This window comes from Bradyrhizobium sp. Ghvi (assembly GCF_900115265.1).
In the GTDB taxonomy this organism is placed as follows: Bacteria; Pseudomonadota; Alphaproteobacteria; order Rhizobiales; family Xanthobacteraceae; genus Bradyrhizobium.
This window is the reverse complement of the sequence record NZ_FOVU01000001.1, coordinates 176941-192296: the sequence shown is the minus strand read 5'-3', so window position 1 is coordinate 192296 and position 15356 is coordinate 176941. Positions and strand designations below refer to the sequence as shown.

General features: G+C 61.8%; 21 protein-coding genes. 11 read left to right on the top strand and 10 right to left on the bottom strand.

Annotated elements, in window-relative coordinates; translation table 11 throughout:
• Positions 1-27 precede the first annotated feature (27 nt).
• Positions 28-285, bottom strand: coding sequence for a hypothetical protein (locus tag BM374_RS00955; RefSeq protein WP_092288730.1), 258 nt, complete (start codon positions 283-285; stop codon positions 28-30).
• Positions 286-566: 281 nt separating this feature from the next.
• On the opposite strand from BM374_RS00955, the gene BM374_RS00950 reads away from it, so the two are divergent.
• Entirely contained in the window at positions 567-914 is a 348-nt protein-coding gene (locus BM374_RS00950; RefSeq protein WP_092288729.1) for a hypothetical protein, read from the top strand.
• Between the two features lie 6 nt (positions 915-920).
• Here BM374_RS00950 and BM374_RS00945 read toward each other — a convergent pair whose 3' ends face one another.
• Positions 921-1388, bottom strand: coding sequence for a YbaK/EbsC family protein (locus BM374_RS00945; protein ID WP_092288728.1), 468 nt, complete (start codon positions 1386-1388; stop codon positions 921-923).
• A gap of 40 nt (positions 1389-1428) precedes the next feature.
• Complete coding sequence (locus BM374_RS00940; protein ID WP_092288727.1) at positions 1429-2160, bottom strand: haloacid dehalogenase type II; 732 nt, start codon at positions 2158-2160, stop codon at positions 1429-1431.
• A gap of 209 nt (positions 2161-2369) precedes the next feature.
• Here BM374_RS00940 and BM374_RS00935 point away from each other — a divergent pair, with 209 nt between their 5' ends.
• Both BM374_RS00935 and BM374_RS00930 read left to right on the top strand, forming a co-directional pair.
• Positions 2370-2840 (top strand): P-loop nucleotide/nucleoside kinase family protein, encoded by a 471-nt coding sequence (locus tag BM374_RS00935; protein WP_092288726.1) that lies wholly within the window; start codon positions 2370-2372, stop codon positions 2838-2840.
• 191 nt (positions 2841-3031) lie between these two features.
• Positions 3032-3298: a hypothetical protein gene (locus BM374_RS00930; RefSeq protein ID WP_092288725.1), complete on the top strand. Its 267-nt coding sequence runs from the start codon at positions 3032-3034 to the stop codon at positions 3296-3298.
• A gap of 90 nt (positions 3299-3388) precedes the next feature.
• Here BM374_RS00930 and BM374_RS00925 read toward each other — a convergent pair whose 3' ends face one another.
• Entirely contained in the window at positions 3389-3985 is a 597-nt protein-coding gene (locus BM374_RS00925; RefSeq protein WP_092290094.1) for a phasin family protein, read from the bottom strand.
• Positions 3986-4217: 232 nt separating this feature from the next.
• Between BM374_RS00925 and BM374_RS00920 the strand changes: the two genes are divergently transcribed.
• Positions 4218-5159, top strand: a complete 942-nt coding sequence (locus tag BM374_RS00920; protein WP_092288724.1) for an alpha/beta fold hydrolase — start codon at positions 4218-4220, stop codon at positions 5157-5159.
• 59 nt (positions 5160-5218) lie between these two features.
• On the opposite strand, the gene BM374_RS00915 is transcribed toward BM374_RS00920, so the two are convergent.
• Positions 5219-6754 carry a PAS domain-containing sensor histidine kinase gene (locus tag BM374_RS00915; protein ID WP_177248029.1) on the bottom strand — a complete coding sequence of 512 codons (1536 nt, stop codon included), beginning with the start codon at positions 6752-6754 and terminating at the stop codon, positions 5219-5221.
• Between the two features lie 230 nt (positions 6755-6984).
• On the opposite strand from BM374_RS00915, the gene BM374_RS40240 reads away from it, so the two are divergent.
• Positions 6985-7317: a hypothetical protein gene (locus BM374_RS40240; RefSeq protein ID WP_502689408.1), complete on the top strand. Its 333-nt coding sequence runs from the start codon at positions 6985-6987 to the stop codon at positions 7315-7317.
• Here the strand turns inward: BM374_RS40240 and BM374_RS00905 are convergent.
• Entirely contained in the window at positions 7285-8295 is a 1011-nt protein-coding gene (locus BM374_RS00905; protein WP_092288722.1) for a zinc-dependent alcohol dehydrogenase family protein, read from the bottom strand. The two genes, BM374_RS40240 and BM374_RS00905, sit on opposite strands and share 33 nt — an antisense overlap.
• An 84-nt stretch (positions 8296-8379) precedes the next feature.
• Between BM374_RS00905 and BM374_RS00900 the strand changes: the two genes are divergently transcribed.
• On the top strand, positions 8380-8727 hold the full coding sequence (locus BM374_RS00900) for a MerR family transcriptional regulator (RefSeq protein WP_092288721.1): 348 nt from the start codon (positions 8380-8382) through the stop codon (positions 8725-8727).
• A 74-nt stretch (positions 8728-8801) separates the two neighbouring features.
• Here the strand turns inward: BM374_RS00900 and BM374_RS00895 are convergent, their stop codons facing one another.
• Positions 8802-9686 carry an amidohydrolase family protein gene (locus BM374_RS00895; protein ID WP_092288720.1) on the bottom strand — a complete coding sequence of 295 codons (885 nt, stop codon included), beginning with the start codon at positions 9684-9686 and terminating at the stop codon, positions 8802-8804.
• A gap of 342 nt (positions 9687-10028) precedes the next feature.
• On the opposite strand from BM374_RS00895, the gene ykgO reads away from it, so the two are divergent.
• The 3 genes from ykgO to BM374_RS00880 all read left to right on the top strand — a co-directional run bounded on the left by ykgO (position 10029) and on the right by BM374_RS00880 (position 11274).
• Positions 10029-10154 (top strand): type B 50S ribosomal protein L36, encoded by a 126-nt coding sequence (ykgO, locus tag BM374_RS00890; protein WP_006611362.1) that lies wholly within the window; start codon positions 10029-10031, stop codon positions 10152-10154.
• A gap of 106 nt (positions 10155-10260) precedes the next feature.
• On the top strand, positions 10261-10899 hold the full coding sequence (locus BM374_RS00885) for a tetratricopeptide repeat protein (protein ID WP_092288719.1): 639 nt from the start codon (positions 10261-10263) through the stop codon (positions 10897-10899).
• Positions 10900-11013: 114 nt separating this feature from the next.
• Positions 11014-11274 (top strand): hypothetical protein, encoded by a 261-nt coding sequence (locus BM374_RS00880; protein ID WP_092288718.1) that lies wholly within the window; start codon positions 11014-11016, stop codon positions 11272-11274.
• Here the strand turns inward: BM374_RS00880 and BM374_RS00875 are convergent.
• Positions 11271-11453: a hypothetical protein gene (locus tag BM374_RS00875; protein WP_092288717.1), complete on the bottom strand. Its 183-nt coding sequence runs from the start codon at positions 11451-11453 to the stop codon at positions 11271-11273. The two genes, BM374_RS00880 and BM374_RS00875, sit on opposite strands and share 4 nt — an antisense overlap.
• Positions 11454-11780: 327 nt before the next feature.
• Between BM374_RS00875 and BM374_RS00870 the strand changes: the two genes are divergently transcribed.
• Positions 11781-12737 carry an alpha/beta fold hydrolase gene (locus tag BM374_RS00870; protein WP_092288716.1) on the top strand — a complete coding sequence of 319 codons (957 nt, stop codon included), beginning with the start codon at positions 11781-11783 and terminating at the stop codon, positions 12735-12737.
• An 18-nt stretch (positions 12738-12755) separates the two neighbouring features.
• On the opposite strand, the gene cycA is transcribed toward BM374_RS00870, so the two are convergent.
• On the bottom strand, positions 12756-13151 hold the full coding sequence (cycA, locus tag BM374_RS00865; RefSeq protein ID WP_092288715.1) for a cytochrome c-550 CycA: 396 nt from the start codon (positions 13149-13151) through the stop codon (positions 12756-12758).
• A gap of 231 nt (positions 13152-13382) precedes the next feature.
• Here cycA and BM374_RS00860 point away from each other — a divergent pair, with 231 nt between their 5' ends.
• Positions 13383-14876, top strand: a complete 1494-nt coding sequence (locus tag BM374_RS00860; protein WP_092288714.1) for an FAD-linked oxidase C-terminal domain-containing protein — start codon at positions 13383-13385, stop codon at positions 14874-14876.
• Positions 14877-14932: 56 nt separating this feature from the next.
• On the opposite strand, the gene BM374_RS00855 is transcribed toward BM374_RS00860, so the two are convergent.
• Positions 14933-15256 carry a putative quinol monooxygenase gene (locus BM374_RS00855; RefSeq protein ID WP_244552505.1) on the bottom strand — a complete coding sequence of 108 codons (324 nt, stop codon included), beginning with the start codon at positions 15254-15256 and terminating at the stop codon, positions 14933-14935.
• Positions 15257-15356 lie beyond the last annotated feature (100 nt).

The window sequence follows — 15356 nt, the reverse complement described above, 5'->3', positions numbered from 1 at the left end:
CGAATCGCTTGCAATGAGGTTGTCGGACTACGACACCTTCACCCCATCGATCGCGACAATGCGCAGACTCGGCTTCAGCGTCTGCTCCAGCTGCGACTTCAATTCATGCACGCGGGGATCGGTCGAGCGCGCCGCGCACACCGCGTATTGTTGGACGGATTGCGCCAGGGCCCGCCGCGCTTCCGGCGTTCGCGTTGTTTCGGGCTTTGACAGCCGCAGGACGATCGCCGCTAAGTTCACCAACATCTCGTCCAGGGCCGTATCGATGGTCGCAAGGTTTCCCATGGCGCACTCCTTGGCAGGGCAACGGAGGCTGCAGGAATGCGTTCCGACGCGGGCCGAACATGGCTAACGCTTCGTAAAGGGTCGTTGTTGCCGATCGCCGCCGCGCAAAGCCTTCTTCGACCTCGTTGGCTGTCGACAGCGCGCGGCGGATTGCAGCCGTCGAGACGATCGGTCGAGTGGAATAGGTTCCAGTCCTGGCTTCACATTTTTTTGTTGGTTCCGAACCTGCCCGCGTCTCATTGATTGATGAGAATTCGAGGGATATCGGAAGGATCAGAACCATGCGAACAGAGCGGATTGCGCTTGGCGTGGCGCTTGCGATCGGCAGCATCGTCGCGCAGAGCGCCGCCGCAGAAGAATATCGCGGAACCCTGGAGCAGCAGATGGCCTGCACGCCCGATGTCTGGCGACTGTGCAGCGATCAGATTCCGGATGTGAGCCGAATCACCGCCTGCCTGCGCCAGAATACGCCGCAACTCTCCACCGGCTGCCGCGCGGTGTTCGAGTCCAACAACCAGATGCCGCCGCAACATCAGGTCCCCCGCAATCGCGCCGCACCGGCGCCGCGCTACAACAACGCACCGCCGCCACCTGCGCAGCCGCGGCCTTACGATGATGATGATGATTAGCGTCGCCTACGGCTTATGCTCGCAAACGTCGACCCACTCGGCCGCGGTCAGCTCCGCCATCCGTTCCGGCGTGATGCGCACCGCGCTGTGGGTCGAGCCTGCGGCGGGCACCACCACGTCGAAGGACTTCAGCGACACGTCGCAATAAACCGGCAGCGGTGACTTCAATCCGAACGGACAGACGCCGCCGACCTCGTGGCCGGTGATGTCGGCGACCTCTTCCAGCCCCAGCATCTTCGGCTTGCCGCCGAACTGCGCCTTCACCTTCCTGTTGTCCATGCGCGAGGTGCCGGCGGCGACGATCAGGATGACGCGCTCGCCGACGCGTAAGGACAGCGTCTTGGCGATCATTCCGGGCTCGACGCCATAGGCTTCGGCGGCCAGCGTCACGGTCGCCGAGCTGATCGGGGATTCCATGACTGATATGTCGGGGGCTTTCTCGGCGAAGAAGGCGCGAACGGATTCCAGGCTCATTCCAGTCAGCTCATTCCAGACTTACGGGCGGCGGCGATGCTCAGGCGATCCCGGGCAGTTCCGAGAGTGAACGGACACGATAATCCGGCGCAAAGCCGAGCTCGTCCATCTGGGTGCGGATCGCCCTGAACATGGTGAGCGGTGCCACGAGTTCGGTCTCGACGCAAGCCAGCGCCATCGCTTCCGGCGTCACCCGCTCGATCCAGGCGACGTTGAGGCCGAACGCTTTCGCGCCCGCGACGTCCCAGGGATTGGAGGACACGAACAGCACCTCATCAGACGCGGTGCCGAGCACCTCGCCGATCAGCTCATAGGCCTGCGGGCTCGGCTTGAAGATCTGCTTGGCGTCCACGCTGATGGTGGCATCGAGCAGCCGGTCGAGGCCGGAATTGCGCACCAGCGCATTCAGCATGTCCGGGCTGCCATTGGAGAGGATGGCAAGCTTGCGCGGCTTCAGCGCGGCGAGCGCTGCGGTCGCCTCGGGATAGAGATCGAGATGCAGGTATTTCTCGATCACGCGCTCGAAGGCCTCGTTCTCATAGGCAAGCCCGAGCACGCGCAGCGTATAGGCCAGCGAGTCGCGCGTGACGGCATAAAAATCCTGATAGCGCCGCATCAGCGAGCGCAACCAGGTGTATTCGAGCTGCTTGATCCGCCAGACCTGCGTGATGATGTCGCCATAGCCCGGGAACGCATCCTCGGTGATCTCGGCGACCGACTGGATATCGTAGAGCGTTCCGTAGGCGTCGAAGACGACGGCTTGGAGATTCATCGGCTGTCCTTCCCGGCGCTCGTGGTCACTCCGCTTGGGGAGTGGGCATAATCGCCAGCTTACCAGAGCAGAGCGGACGTTTGCCACTGCAAGCGCGATCGGAGGCTTGTGACCCGGTGCAGACATCTTCCCCTCTTCGACGAGTCACGGGAGTCGATTGCACGCCGTAATTGAGCTATGATGTCCATACTCGTTTATTGGATTTCTTCATGGCTACAGCTCACTTGATTCACGGATACATTGGTGCGGGAAAGACGACCTTTGCCCGGCGCTTGGAGGAAGAGCTGCCAGCCATTCGTTTCAGCCACGACGAATGGATGGCGAATTTGTATGGCGATGATCCACCGATGAATCAGTTTGCTGAACTTCATCAACGGGTATCGAAGCTGATCGACACATATTGGACACGGTCTCTGGCGCTCGGCCTGGATGTCGTACTTGATTTCGGCTTCTGGTCGCGGCGCCAGCGTGATGAGACAAAGGCGACTGCTGTAGCGCTAGGCGCTCGCACGCGGCTCTACCTTCTCGAGTGCTCAGAAGACGAAGCGTGGCGCCGCGTCGACAAACGTAATGCACATCTCGGCGGAAGCCTGCTCATCGTCCGAAACACCTTCGAGATGCTAAAGAGCCGCTTTGAGCCGCTGGCAGACGATGAGGACCGAACTGAAGTCAGTTCGTAAGATGGTTGAGCTCTTGCGAAACCCGTCGCCTGACGGGCGGAGCTAGTACCAAGCAATCGTTGGTGCGCCCTGATTAAGAGAATGAAGTTGGATGGGTTTCGCTTACACTCTACCCATCCTACACGCTGGCCAAAGATGACTGGCCGGATTGTCCTCGACCACAATGGTGAGCGGCGCAAGGAAACGAGAGCATGCAAATCAAGCGCTGGCAACGTCTCGGCCTATTGGCGTCGCTGATTTGGGTGATCGTAAGTGGTCTGCTCGCATCCTGGAACGAAACCTGGCTCGCGGCGTGGAAGCTTTATTGCTCTTTCACGGCTGACCCTGCGTGTGCAGGCGCCACTGCCTTCCTCGTGGTGCATTGGGGTGCAATCGCGGGCCTCGTGATCCTTCCTCTTGCTCTGGCGTGGCTCATTGCCTGCGGACTGAGGTGGGGGATACGAGAATCCAGCTCGTAGACCGGCGGACTTGCGCCAGGCACCTTAGAGCAGGCACATGCGCGGCTCTGATTCCGCCGCGCACGTGTGCCATGATCATGCTCACCCGGCTTAAGCAGCCTGCCGCATGCGTTCGATGCTCTGAGTTATATGGTTTCCGGCATCGTCAGCCACCTTCAGAGACAACTCCGCCATGCGGCGGCTGGTATCCAAGGCGCTACTGATCGTGTCGCGCATCAGATCGGTCTGTACGGCTGCCAAATCGTGAGGCGTTCGGCAGCGCCAGAGTTCATTCATGCGGTCCATAGTTCTATCGATCTGCTGTCGAACGAAATCGAAGTACTCGCGCGACGCACCATTCATTCCTTTGGCGACTGCGGTCGTAGAGTACATGATGGCTTCGGCATTGCGGACCGAGCGTTCCGCTGCCCGCTGCGCTTCATTGCCCGTAATACCGAACGTGCGACCTAGCTGATCAGTTGAGCGGCCCATCATTGCCGTGATCATGTCGGCGCCGAAGCGCCAGGTGTTTTGCAACATCTCGGTATTTTGTCGGAGGAGATGGCTGCTGGCTTGCGCCACCTCCTCTCCGGCCTCGGCTGTAGCCAAACCGATCCGTCTGGTCTGCTCGGCGGTCCTCTCGCCGGCGCGGCGGATGGTCTCCTCGGGGGGGCGGGTAGGCTTTTCCTCCGGGCGTGGATTGGCCATTTGTTGCTCCATCGTTGTTGTTGGTGAGGTCGGATCCTGTGCTCACAGGTGCGATCCTAAGCGAGCAAACGTGGGCTTTTCTCGACCGTTCCGGGACGAGCGATTTTTTAATCAATCCTCCGCCACTGCGCGCAGGAACGAGCACTTCAACTTCCGATTATTCCCGGGGGTTGGCTCATCTGCTCCGCACTGGGGCAGATGATTTTAGCACCTCGATCACCAAGGCGCGGCAATGACCACCACTGAAACCGTATTGCTCATCGCTGCCTCGTCATTGGCACTTCTCGTCATAGGTAACATCGGCTTCTCCAAACTGGCCGAGTGGAGAAATCCACCGATCGGCAAGTTTCTCGAGTGCGACGGCGTCGTACTCCACTGTATCGATCGGGGCGATCCCGCGGCTCCCTGTGTCGTGCTGCTCCATGGCAACGGATCCATGATCCAGGACTTCACAATCAGTGGGCTGGTCGATCTTCTTGCTCGCAGCAACCGCGTGGTGTGCTTCGATCGCCCGGGCTTCGGCTATAGTCAGCGGCCGCGGCTCCGAATATGGAGTGCAACTGCTCAAGCAGCTTTGTTGATGAAGGCGCTCGACCAGCTCGGGGTCCGTGATCCCGTGTTGCTGGGCCATTCTTGGGGCGCCTTTGTCGCTATCGCTCTCGGCATGCGGAAGGATTATCCGATCCGGGGTCTTGTGCTTGCGTCCGGGTATTACTTCCCGACCGTCCGATTGGACGTGTGGCTGATGTCTGGTCCGGCCATACCGATTCTGGGCGACTTGGTCAGTTACACTGTCGCGCCTATCGTCTCATGGGCTCTTTTGTCGGGAGCCCTCCGCAAGATTTTCGCGCCCCGATCTGTCCCCTCGACGTTCAAGAATGAGTTTCCAAAGTCTCTCGTTCTCAGACCCACACAATTGAGGGCAGCTGCGGAGGAAAGCGCACTCCTCATTCCAACTGCAGCGCAATTCCAGGCGTATTATTCGACCATGCACGAGGACGTGCAAATATTCCATGGAATGGAAGATCAGGTGATCGAACACAAACAAGCGCGAGATTTACATCAAGCACTGCCTCGGTCCGATCTTCACCTGGTTCCGAACGCTGGACATATGGTCACCTACGCAGACCCAGCTGCCATGACGGAGGCCGTCAATTCAATGATCAATTCTTGAGACCGTTTGAGGCATGACCTCCTGCCCGTGCAATGGCCGCTCCCGAAGAGCGACATGGATCACCCCTGGTCCGAGGGCAGACTAAACTGAAACACGGCGCCCCGTGGTTCATTCGCATCAGTCCAAAGTCGTCCTCGGTGCGCCTCGATGATTGATTGGCAAATCGACAAGCCCATGCCGGTCCCGTGCGGCTTGGTGGTGTAGAAGGGCTCGAACAGGCGATCAACCATTGCGACGTCAAGTCCAGGTCCGGTATCCCGTACGGCGACAACAACGAGATTTGAGGCATCTGCAGCCGTGCTGATCCGCAGCTCTCGTTCGCCGACGTCGACGCCGTTCATTGCTTCGATCGCGTTGAGGATCAAATTGAGAACCACCTGTTGCAGCTGAACGCGATAGCCCTCCACCAGCGGCAGGCCCGGAGCGAGGTCGGTCTGGATCAAGACATCATGTTTGAGCAGCTCGCTACGGGCCATGGTGATCACGTCCATGATTGCGCGATTGACATCGACGCTCTCCTTCGGCGCCGGAGCTTTCTTGATCAAGGAACGGATCCAACTGATGATCTCGCCGCCTCGGGTGGCTTCAGCGACGATGGATGCGAGCGCCTGCTGCGCCTTTTCGAGATCCGGAGATTGTGTTCCTAGCCAGTTCAGCGCGGCCTCTGCGTTGCAGAGCACCGCGGTGATTGGTTGGCTTAGTTCGTGTGTCACCGAAGCCGTGACCTGGCCCATTGCCGCCGCGCGGTTGGCGTGTGTTAGCTCAGCCTGCATCTCGCGGAGCGTCTCGGCGGTTCGCTTGCGTTCAGTGATGTCGCGGCTCAAACATATGACTCGTGACTGGCCGCGTTCGCAGAATTCCCGCATACGGACTTCGACGGGAAACACAGTGCCGTCCTTTCGGCAATAGCGCCTCTCGAGCGTAGCGATGTCGCCGGCTTTGAGGCGCTCGCGGTTGCTACGCCAAGTCGCTTCATCCATGTCCAGATCGAACAAGGCCGCAGTTGCCCCAACCAGTTCGGCCCGGCTATAGCCGAGACTTTCGCAGGCATTCCGATTCACGTCGAGAACGTGACCATCTTCGCTGTGGAGCATGAACGTATCGGTCGCGTGGTCCACGAAGGTACGGAAACGAGCCTCGCTCTCGATCAGCGCTTGTTCGGCGCGCTTGCGCTCCGTGATGTGGCGCCCCACACCCCGGTAGCCCACGAAGTTTCCCGTCGTGTCAAAGATGGGCAGGCCGGAAACCGAGATATAACGCTTGCCACCCTCGGGCGTCGGCCGCGCGAGCTCGAAATCGCGAAACGGGAGGTGAGCGTCGAGCATCTCCCGGTGCTTGCGCCAGCCATCTGCGTCAGGCTCCAGATACGGGACCTCCCATCGTGTCTTGCCGATCTCGGAGACCGGCGGCTCGGGAAGTGTCTCAGCGAACTCCTGGCGGATGAAGCGATGCTGCGCATCCGTTTCCCAGTACACATCAAAGGAGAATTGCACCAGCGTGCGAAAGCGTTCCTCGCTCTCGCGCAGTGCCTCCTCGGGCCGTTTGCGCTCGCTCGAATCGAGCGCGACCGACGGCGCTTGAATCGGATGTTGCATGATCATCTCTTGCTCGCGCGCGATGGATCAATCGACAGATTTCTGGTCCCGGCGGGCGCCGTCTCTTCCCCGGGGGGCGCCCAAGATCGATCAGGAATATGCCTTTGACGACTATACTCACGTATACGGGGCTTCTCTATGGCGATATGGCTGTGACGACCGCGACCTGAAACAACGCGCGCTGAAACCCCGGTTCCGTCAACGCGTGCGTGTGAGGCCGACTCGTCAACGTGCTGTCGCCGGGGCCGACCAGGACCGAGCTTGCGCTGGAGGCCGTCGGCAAGGAAGCCTTCGATGCGCTCGGCAGCGCGACGCCGATCGGCCGCGTGGGCGACCCTTCCGAGACAGGCGCGGTGGCGGCGTTCCTGGCCATCACCGGCGGTGAAGTGTTCGTCGGGAGGCCTGGCGCAGGTGTAAGGTCTTGCGCGAGGGGGCTTCGGACATTCGACCGAAGCCCTCATGGCGATTGGCGAGGCGACGCGATCCGGCAAGACATGCGAACCGGGGTCCGGGCGCAAAGCCGTCCGCTTCTAAAGCGTCACGACGACCTTGCCGAAGTGTGAGCCACTCCGCAGGTGTTCATAGGCGTCAAGGACCTCGTCGAAGCCATAGATTCTATCCACGACCGGGTGGATCGCATGTTCAGTCAGGAAGCTGCTCATCGCCGTGAAATGTTCGACCGATCCGACGGTGACTCCGATGATGTCGGCATTCTCCCATTGCAGACGGGCGAGGTCCGGTTTCGGGCCGAACCCCGTCAGGGCGCCAATCTGTATGATCTTGCCGCCTGACGCGACGGAACGCAGCGACCGGTCATAGGTGCCTGGGCCGCCGAGCTCGAGAATGTGGCTGGCGCCTTTCCCATCCGTCGCCTTCATCAGGGCGACATCCCAGTCAGGCGTGTCGCGATAGTTGATCAGGATCGAGCCGCCCAGCGCCTTGGCACGGGCGAGCTTCTCATCCGAGGAGGAGATGACGATCGCGCGCGCGCCCAGCGCAGCGGCAAATTGCAAGCCGAAGAGCGCGACGCCGCCTGTTCCCTGGACCAGCAGCGTGTCGCCCCTGCGCATCCGGCCGCGCGCGATCAGGCCGTGCCATGCTGTGACAGCCGCGCAAGGCAAGCTTGCCGCCTCGACCAGAGACAGATGCGCCGGCACGGCGATGAGCGCCGTGGCCGGCAGCACGACATACTCCGCGAGCATTCCATCGGTCGTGTTGCCGCCGAGGGATGACGAAACGTAGCGGGACTTGAACGGCCCCGAAACCCAATCGCGAAAGAACGACGCGGCGACGCGGTCCCCAATGTGCCATTGCGCGACATTGGAGCCGATCGAGTCAACGATTCCCGCGCCGTCGGAGAGCGGCACGCGGCCGTTGAGTCCGCCTTGTCCTGCGCGGTCGAGGGTGATCAGGTCGCGGTAGTTCAGGCTGGTCGCTTCGACGCGGATGCGAACCTCGCCTTCGCCGGGCTCGGGTTTGTCGACCTCGACGGGTTCGAGGCGGGCGGCTCCGGCATGGCTGTTCAAATGGTAGACTTTCATGGTGGCTCCCTCTCAAGCGGCATTCACCTGGGTGAGCAGAGTCTGTAAGGTCTGACAGCGCTGTGAGGGTCAAGAGGTTTCCAGATGAAAATAGGCGAGCTCTCCCGAAGGACGGGAGTCAGCGTTCGAATGCTGCGTTATTACGAAGGTGAGGGTCTGCTTGCGCCGCAGCGCACCGATAGCGGCTATCGCGATTATGGCCGGGCCGAAGAGGAAACCGTACGGCGGATCAAGATGCTCGGCGCGGCCGGGATGACGCTCCAGACGATCCAGCAATTGCTGCCCTGCGTTCGCAACAATGATCCGACCTTCACGCCGTGCAATGAGCTGCGAAAAATACTCACCGAGCAGGTTGGCCTGATCGACGAGCGCATCGAGACGCTCAGCCAGAGCCGGACGATCCTGGCCGGCTATCTGGCAAGCGTGAACTGATCGCGCCGACGTTCGCGGATGAGCGGACATCAGCGCTGGTCGCTGGGCCTTTCTTAGATCGCGAGAATCTTCCGCTAGATCCCCAAAATCTTGCGCGCGTTGGCCTTCAGCACCTTCGGCCGGATCTCGTCGCGGATCTCGATCTTGGAAAAATCCGACAGCCAGCGGTCCGGTGTGATGACAGGCCAGTCCGAGCCGAACAGCATCTTGTCCTGCAGAATCGAGTTGATGTAGCGCACCAGGATCGGCGGGAAGTATTTCGGCGACCAGCCGGAGAGGTCGATATAGACGTTCGGCTTGTGGGTCGCGACCGACAGCGCCTCTTCCTGCCAGGGGAAGGAGGGGTGGGCGAGGATGATCTTGAGGTCGGGGAAATCGGCCGCGACGTCGTCCATGTACATCGGGTTGGAATATTTCAGCCGCATGCCCATGCCGCCCGGCATGCCCGAGCCGACTCCGGTCTGGCCGGTGTGGAACAGCGCGATTGCGCCGCCATTGTTGATCTCTTCATAGAGCGGATAGGCCATGCGGTCGTTTGCGTAGAAGCCCTGCATGGTCGGGTGGAATTTGAAGCCGCGCACGCCGTATTCCTCGATCAGCTTGCGCGCCTCGCGCGCGCCGAGCTTGCCCTTGTGCGGGTCGATCGAGGCGAACGGGATGAGGACGTCGAGATGGTCGGACGCGGCCTCGATCATCTCGTAATTGTTGTAGCGGCGGAAGCCGGTCTCGCGCTCGGCATCGACGGGGAAGATCACCGCGGCGATGTTCTTGGCGCGATAGTAGGCCGCGGTCTCCGGCACGGTCGGCGGGTGCTTGTTGGGCGACTTGAAATACTCGGCCATCTGGGCCTGGAAGTCGTCATAGCCGTCGTCGGGATGACAGCCGCAGGGCTCCTCGGCATGGGTGTGGATGTCGATCGCGACGACCTTGTCGATATCAGGCAGCTTCAGCTTCGGCATTGGTTTCCTCCCGACGGGTTGGCAAATTGATTATATGATATAACGAATTTGGCAAGGTGTTGCTGGCGGCGAAATCGCAGGCGGCAAAGGTCTTTGGACGGCTCGGCCTCGGACACGTCGGATTGGACCGATCCGGCCGCATCTACTGTGCATGGGGTTGTTTTCACGATTTTGCCTTGAGGGATCCGGGCAGTTAACATTGACATCACCTGCCGCCATGCCTTAAGAACCGCCCCATCCCGGGCGGCCGGTCCGCCAGCGGGAAAGATCTCATTTTGCCACATTCGCGCGTGCCGAAACGGTAGTGCCGAACACGGCCTTTCGAACGTTCAGGATTCTGCCATGAAGGTCCGTAACTCGCTGAAGTCGCTGCGCGGTCGCCATCGCGCCAACCGCCTGGTCCGCCGCAAGGGCCGGGTCTATGTGATCAACAAGGTGCAGCGCCGCTTCAAGGCTCGCCAGGGCTGATCAGTCCCGGCTGCGCCCTTCCGCGCGCCCCGCAAGACCACGGCTCACACGAGTTTGACGCCGCCTTTGCTTTGCAAGGGCGGCTTTGCGCGTTTAGACTTTCACCATGACCGTGAGATTCCGTTTCGCGCGCACCCTGTGTCTGGCCCTCGCTCTGGGAGCCGCCGGCCTCGCCCCGGCGGTGGCGCAGGATGATCCGGCCCCGCCGGCGAAGCAGCAGAAGAAGCTGCCGGAGGCGCCGGCCAAGCTGCCCAAGGCCGACCGCACCAAGAATCTCGATTTCCTGTTCGGCGCGTTGAAGGCCGCCCCTGACGAGGCCAGCGCCAAGCATGTCGAGGCACGGATCTGGGCGATCTGGCTGCAGACCCCGAGCGATACCGCGGCGCTGCTGATGGCGCGGGCCAAGGCCGCGGTCGATGCGCAGAAGGTCGACGTCGCAATCAAGTTGCTGGATGCCGTCATCAAGCTGCGGCCCGACTACATCGAGGCCTGGAACCGGCGCGCCACGCTCTACTATATGCAGAACGACTATGCCCGCTCGCTCGCCGACATCCGCGAGGTGCTGATCCGCGAGCCCCGACATTTCGGCGCGCTCGCGGGACTCGGCATGATCATGCAGGACGTCGGTGACGAGAAGCGCGCGCTCGAAGCCTATCGCAAGGCGCTCGCCGTCAATCCGCACCTCGAGAAGATTCCCGATCAGGTGAAGGCCCTGACCGAGAAGGTCGAGGGCCGCGACATCTAGTCGATATTTCGAGCGGTTGCGGCGCGGACCGATTAACCACGATCGGAAGCACTGTGCCGCGGCGGCTACTGTCGGCGCCGCCGCAGGTCTACCTGCAAGGCAGGAGCAAAAGCCATGAAGCGCTTGATCTTTGCTTGCAGCTTGCTGTTGGCGTCGGGGACGATGAGCCTCGCCGACGGACTGTTCTGGGTGGTCGGCAATCGCGCCACCGGCAAATGCCACATCGTGACCAGCAATCCGGTCATCATCGGCGATATCTGGTTCGGCGACGGTCCTTACAAGTCCAAGGCCGATGCCAAGCTGGCCCGCTCGACCATCCGTGCCTGCCCGGCGCCCACGCCCGACGAGGAAAAGGCCGAGGATAGCGCCGGCTAGTGCAGGACGCTGGTGCCGCGTTCGGCGAGACCGCGATCGGCGGCTGCGGCATAGGCCTTGGCGAGCTCGCTCTCGAGGTGCTCGTTGATCAAGAGCAGCGCCCGCACGGCGCCGCGCAAATCGCCGTTGCAGCTCGCCACGATCTCGTCGATTGCGGTGTCGTTCGATCTGAAGCGCATCGAAAATCCTCCGGTTCAAACCAGGACAATCCTGCCGGTCTTTCCCGCATCCTCTGGGGCTGCGAGGAGGGATCGGCGCCCATCCGCGTCTAAATGGCGGAACCGACCGTGGCGATTATATGGACAGCGCGATGACGACTGCATGAAACCGGTCCGAAGCTTGGCGGATCAAATGGGGTCTTTGATTCCGTTGGACTTTTTGGCTCTTGATTGTGCACATATCCACAGGGGCGGCATTTACCGTCGAAGCGCGGGGCCGCCTTGCGCGAAACTGCCGCCCGCGCCACCCGTAACGTTGATGTGCCCCGGATCGCCCGGACCCTCTCCATGATCGTGCTCTCAGTCGTGACCGCGCTGGTGCTGCTGGCGCTGGTCACACAAGCCGGCGTCATTGCCCTGCAACGCGCGTTTCCGCCGCAAGGCCGGATGATCGAGGTCGATGGCGCGACGTTGCACGTCGTCGATATCGGCCCGCGCGAGGCGGGCCCGCCGATCGTGATGCTGCACGGCGCAAGCTCAAACCTCGAAGTGATGCGGCGTCCGCTCGGCGACCTCCTGGCCAAGCAGCACCGCGTCATCCTGATCGACCGTCCCGGCCACGGCTGGAGCACGCGCGCATTGCGGCAGGATTCGACGCCGGAGATCCAGGCGCGGATGATCGACGCGGCGCTTGGCGAGCTCGGGATCGAGCGTGCGATCTTCGTCGTGCATTCCTGGAGTGGCGCCCTCGGCGCGCGGCTGGCGCTCGATCATGCGAGCCGCGTCGCTGGTCTCGTGATGCTGGCGCCGGTGACCCATCCCTGGCGCGGCGGCGTCGGCCGCTATAACGAGATCATCGCAATGCCGGTGATCGGCCCGCTGCTCGCCTACACCATCACGCTGCCGCTGGGCTATTTCGTCACGGACTCCGGTGCGCGCAATGTCTTCCTGCCGCAGACGATGCCGGATGGTTTCGTGAAGGACTCGGCGACGCCGCTGTTGCTGCGCCCGCGCGAATTCATCGCCAATGCCTATGATCTTGTGACCTTGAAAGCGTCGGTGGCCGCACAGGCCGCGCGCTACGGCGAGATCAGATTGCCTGTCACGATCATCGCCGGTGAGCCCGACAAGACGGTGAAGACCGACATCCACGCGCGCCCTTTCGCCGCGACGGTGCCGAATGCAAGGCTGATCGTGCTGCCGGATCTCGGCCACATGGTGCAGAACGCAGTGCCGGATCTCGTGAAGGCGGAGATCGAGACGATGATCGCTCATATCGCCCCGATGCAGGCGGCCGCCGATTAGCGGCCGCCTCTAGCGCGCTTACTGCTTGATCTTTCCGTCCTTGTCGAACTGCGACACATAGGCCCAGAGATTGTTGATCTCGGTCTCGTTCTTGATGCCGGCGAACGCCATCTTCGTGCCGGGGATCTTGGCCTTCGGGTCCTTGATGTATTCCTTGAACTGGGCCTCGTTCCAAGTGATGCCGGAGTTCTTGTTGGCTTCCGAATAGTTGTAATCCGGCGCGGTGCCGGACTTGCGGCCGTCGAGACCGTTGAGCTCGGGGCCAACCTTGTTCTTGGCGCCTTCGCCGATCGCGTGGCAGGCCAGGCACTTGTTGAACGACGTCTTGCCGGCTGCGACGTCCTGCGCCATCGCACTGGACGCTGCGGCAGTCATGGCAAGGGCAACCAGCGCGCCGAAAGTCAGTTTTGTCATAGGATGCTCTTCGTCTCTTCCCGGGGGTCAGATGGTGGGTCGTCGTTTTGGCAGGTCCGGTGCAAGTGGACAAGCCGCGAAACTGTGGCAGGTTTCCTGCTAGCAGACTTGCCCCAGAGAGAACTTGCGCTGCAACAAAGCAATGCGACCTTCGGACGACCCTACCCAAACGGCGGGAGACATGGTTGATTTGCTGGAACGAATTCCAATGCCGGACGAAGGTTTCGTAATATGGCCATCATCATGCCCGCGAGCGATCAGGCGGTGCTGGCGCGCCGCGCTGAGATCGTCGCTGCATTGCGCGCAATCGTGCCCGGCGAGGGCGTGATCGATACGCCAACCGAGATGCGCGCCTATGAATCCGACGGGCTGACGGCCTATCGGCAGCCGCCGATGGTCGTGGTGTTGCCCGATACGACCGAGCAGGTTTCGCTCGTCCTGAAATATTGTGCCGCCCACGGCATCAAGGTGGTGCCGCGTGGCTCCGGCACCTCGCTGTCCGGCGGCGCGCTGCCGCTGGAGGACGGCGTGCTGCTTGGGCTCGGCAAGTTCAAGCGCATCCGGGAAATCGATTTCGACAACCGGGTCGTCGTCACCGAGCCCGGCGTCACCAACCTGGCCATCAGCCAGGCGGTGGCGCATGCCGGCTTCTACTACGCGCCCGATCCGTCCTCGCAGATCGCCTGCTCGATCGGCGGCAATGTCGCCGAGAATTCCGGCGGCGTGCACTGCCTGAAATACGGCATGACCACCAACAACGTGCTCGGTTGCGAGATCGTGCTGATGAGCGGCGAGATCCTGCGGATCGGCGGCAAGGGGTGCGAGAACTGCGGCTACGACCTGATGGGCGTCATCACCGGCTCGGAAGGCCTGCTCGGCGTCATCACCGAGATCACGGTACGCATCCTGCAGAAGCCGGAGACGGCGCGCGCGCTGATGGTGGGATTCGCACAAGTCGAGGCCGCCGGCGAATGCGTCGCGCGGATCATCGGCGCCGGAATCATTCCCGGCGGCATGGAGATGATGGACAAGCCCGCGATCCACGCCGCCGAAGCCTTCGTCCACGCCGGCTATCCGCTCGACGTCGAAGCTCTGCTCATCATCGAGCTCGACGGCCCCAAGATCGAGGTCGACGAATTGATCACGCGCGTCGAGGCGATCGCCAACGGCTGCGGCTCCACAACCTGCCAGATCTCGAGCTCGGAGGCCGAGCGCAACCTGTTCTGGGCAGGCCGTAAAGCGGCATTTCCCGCCGTGGGCCGCATCTCGCCCGATTATCTCTGCATGGACGGCACCATTCCGCGTGGCGCGCTGCCGAAAGCGCTGGCGCGCATCCGCGAGCTCTCCGAAAAATACCAGCTCGGCTGCGCCAACGTGTTCCACGCTGGCGACGGCAATCTGCACCCGCTGATCCTTTATGATGCGAACAAGCCGGGCGAGATCGAGCGCGCCGAAGCCTTCGGCGCCGATATCCTGCGCGCCTGCGTCGAGTTCGGCGGCGTGCTCACCGGGGAGCACGGCGTCGGCATCGAGAAGCGCGACCTGATGCCGGACATGTTCACCGAGATCGATCTCAACCAGCAGCAGCGGCTGAAATGTGCGTTCGACGCGCAGGGTCTGCTCAATCCCGGAAAGGTGTTTCCGACCCTGCACCGCTGCGCCGAGCTTGGCCGCATGCATGTGCATGCGGGCAAGCTGGCATTCCCCGATATTCCGCGGTTTTGAGCTCTGGCCGACTCCCCCTCCCTTGTCTCGGGGAGAGGGCGAGCCAGTATTTTCCTTCACATGAGCGCGTATTGCGTCCGCTCGCGTTTCGCCAGCAGCGGCAGCGCTTGCCCGGCGATGTAGCTCTTGAAATGCACGCTCTCCTGATGCGCCTTAAAAGCCGCTTCGTCGCGGAATAATTCGTAGAACAGGAACTGGGCCGGATTGTCCTTGGCGCGGCTGATCAGGAACAGCTTCACGCCGGGCTCGCTTTGAGCTTGTGGCAGGAAGCCGCGCAGGATCTCAGCCACGCGATCGGCTTGCTCGGCCTTCGCTTCCCATTGCGCCACGACCAGAAGACCACCGCCGCTGACCGCCTGGTGGATGGCTTGCTGATTCATCGACTGCTCGTTCATGAGGGAACTCCATTGCAGAGGGAACAGTTCGACCAATAACGAAGTTTGTGCGGAAATGATTCGATAGCGATCGAAGCACGAGTGT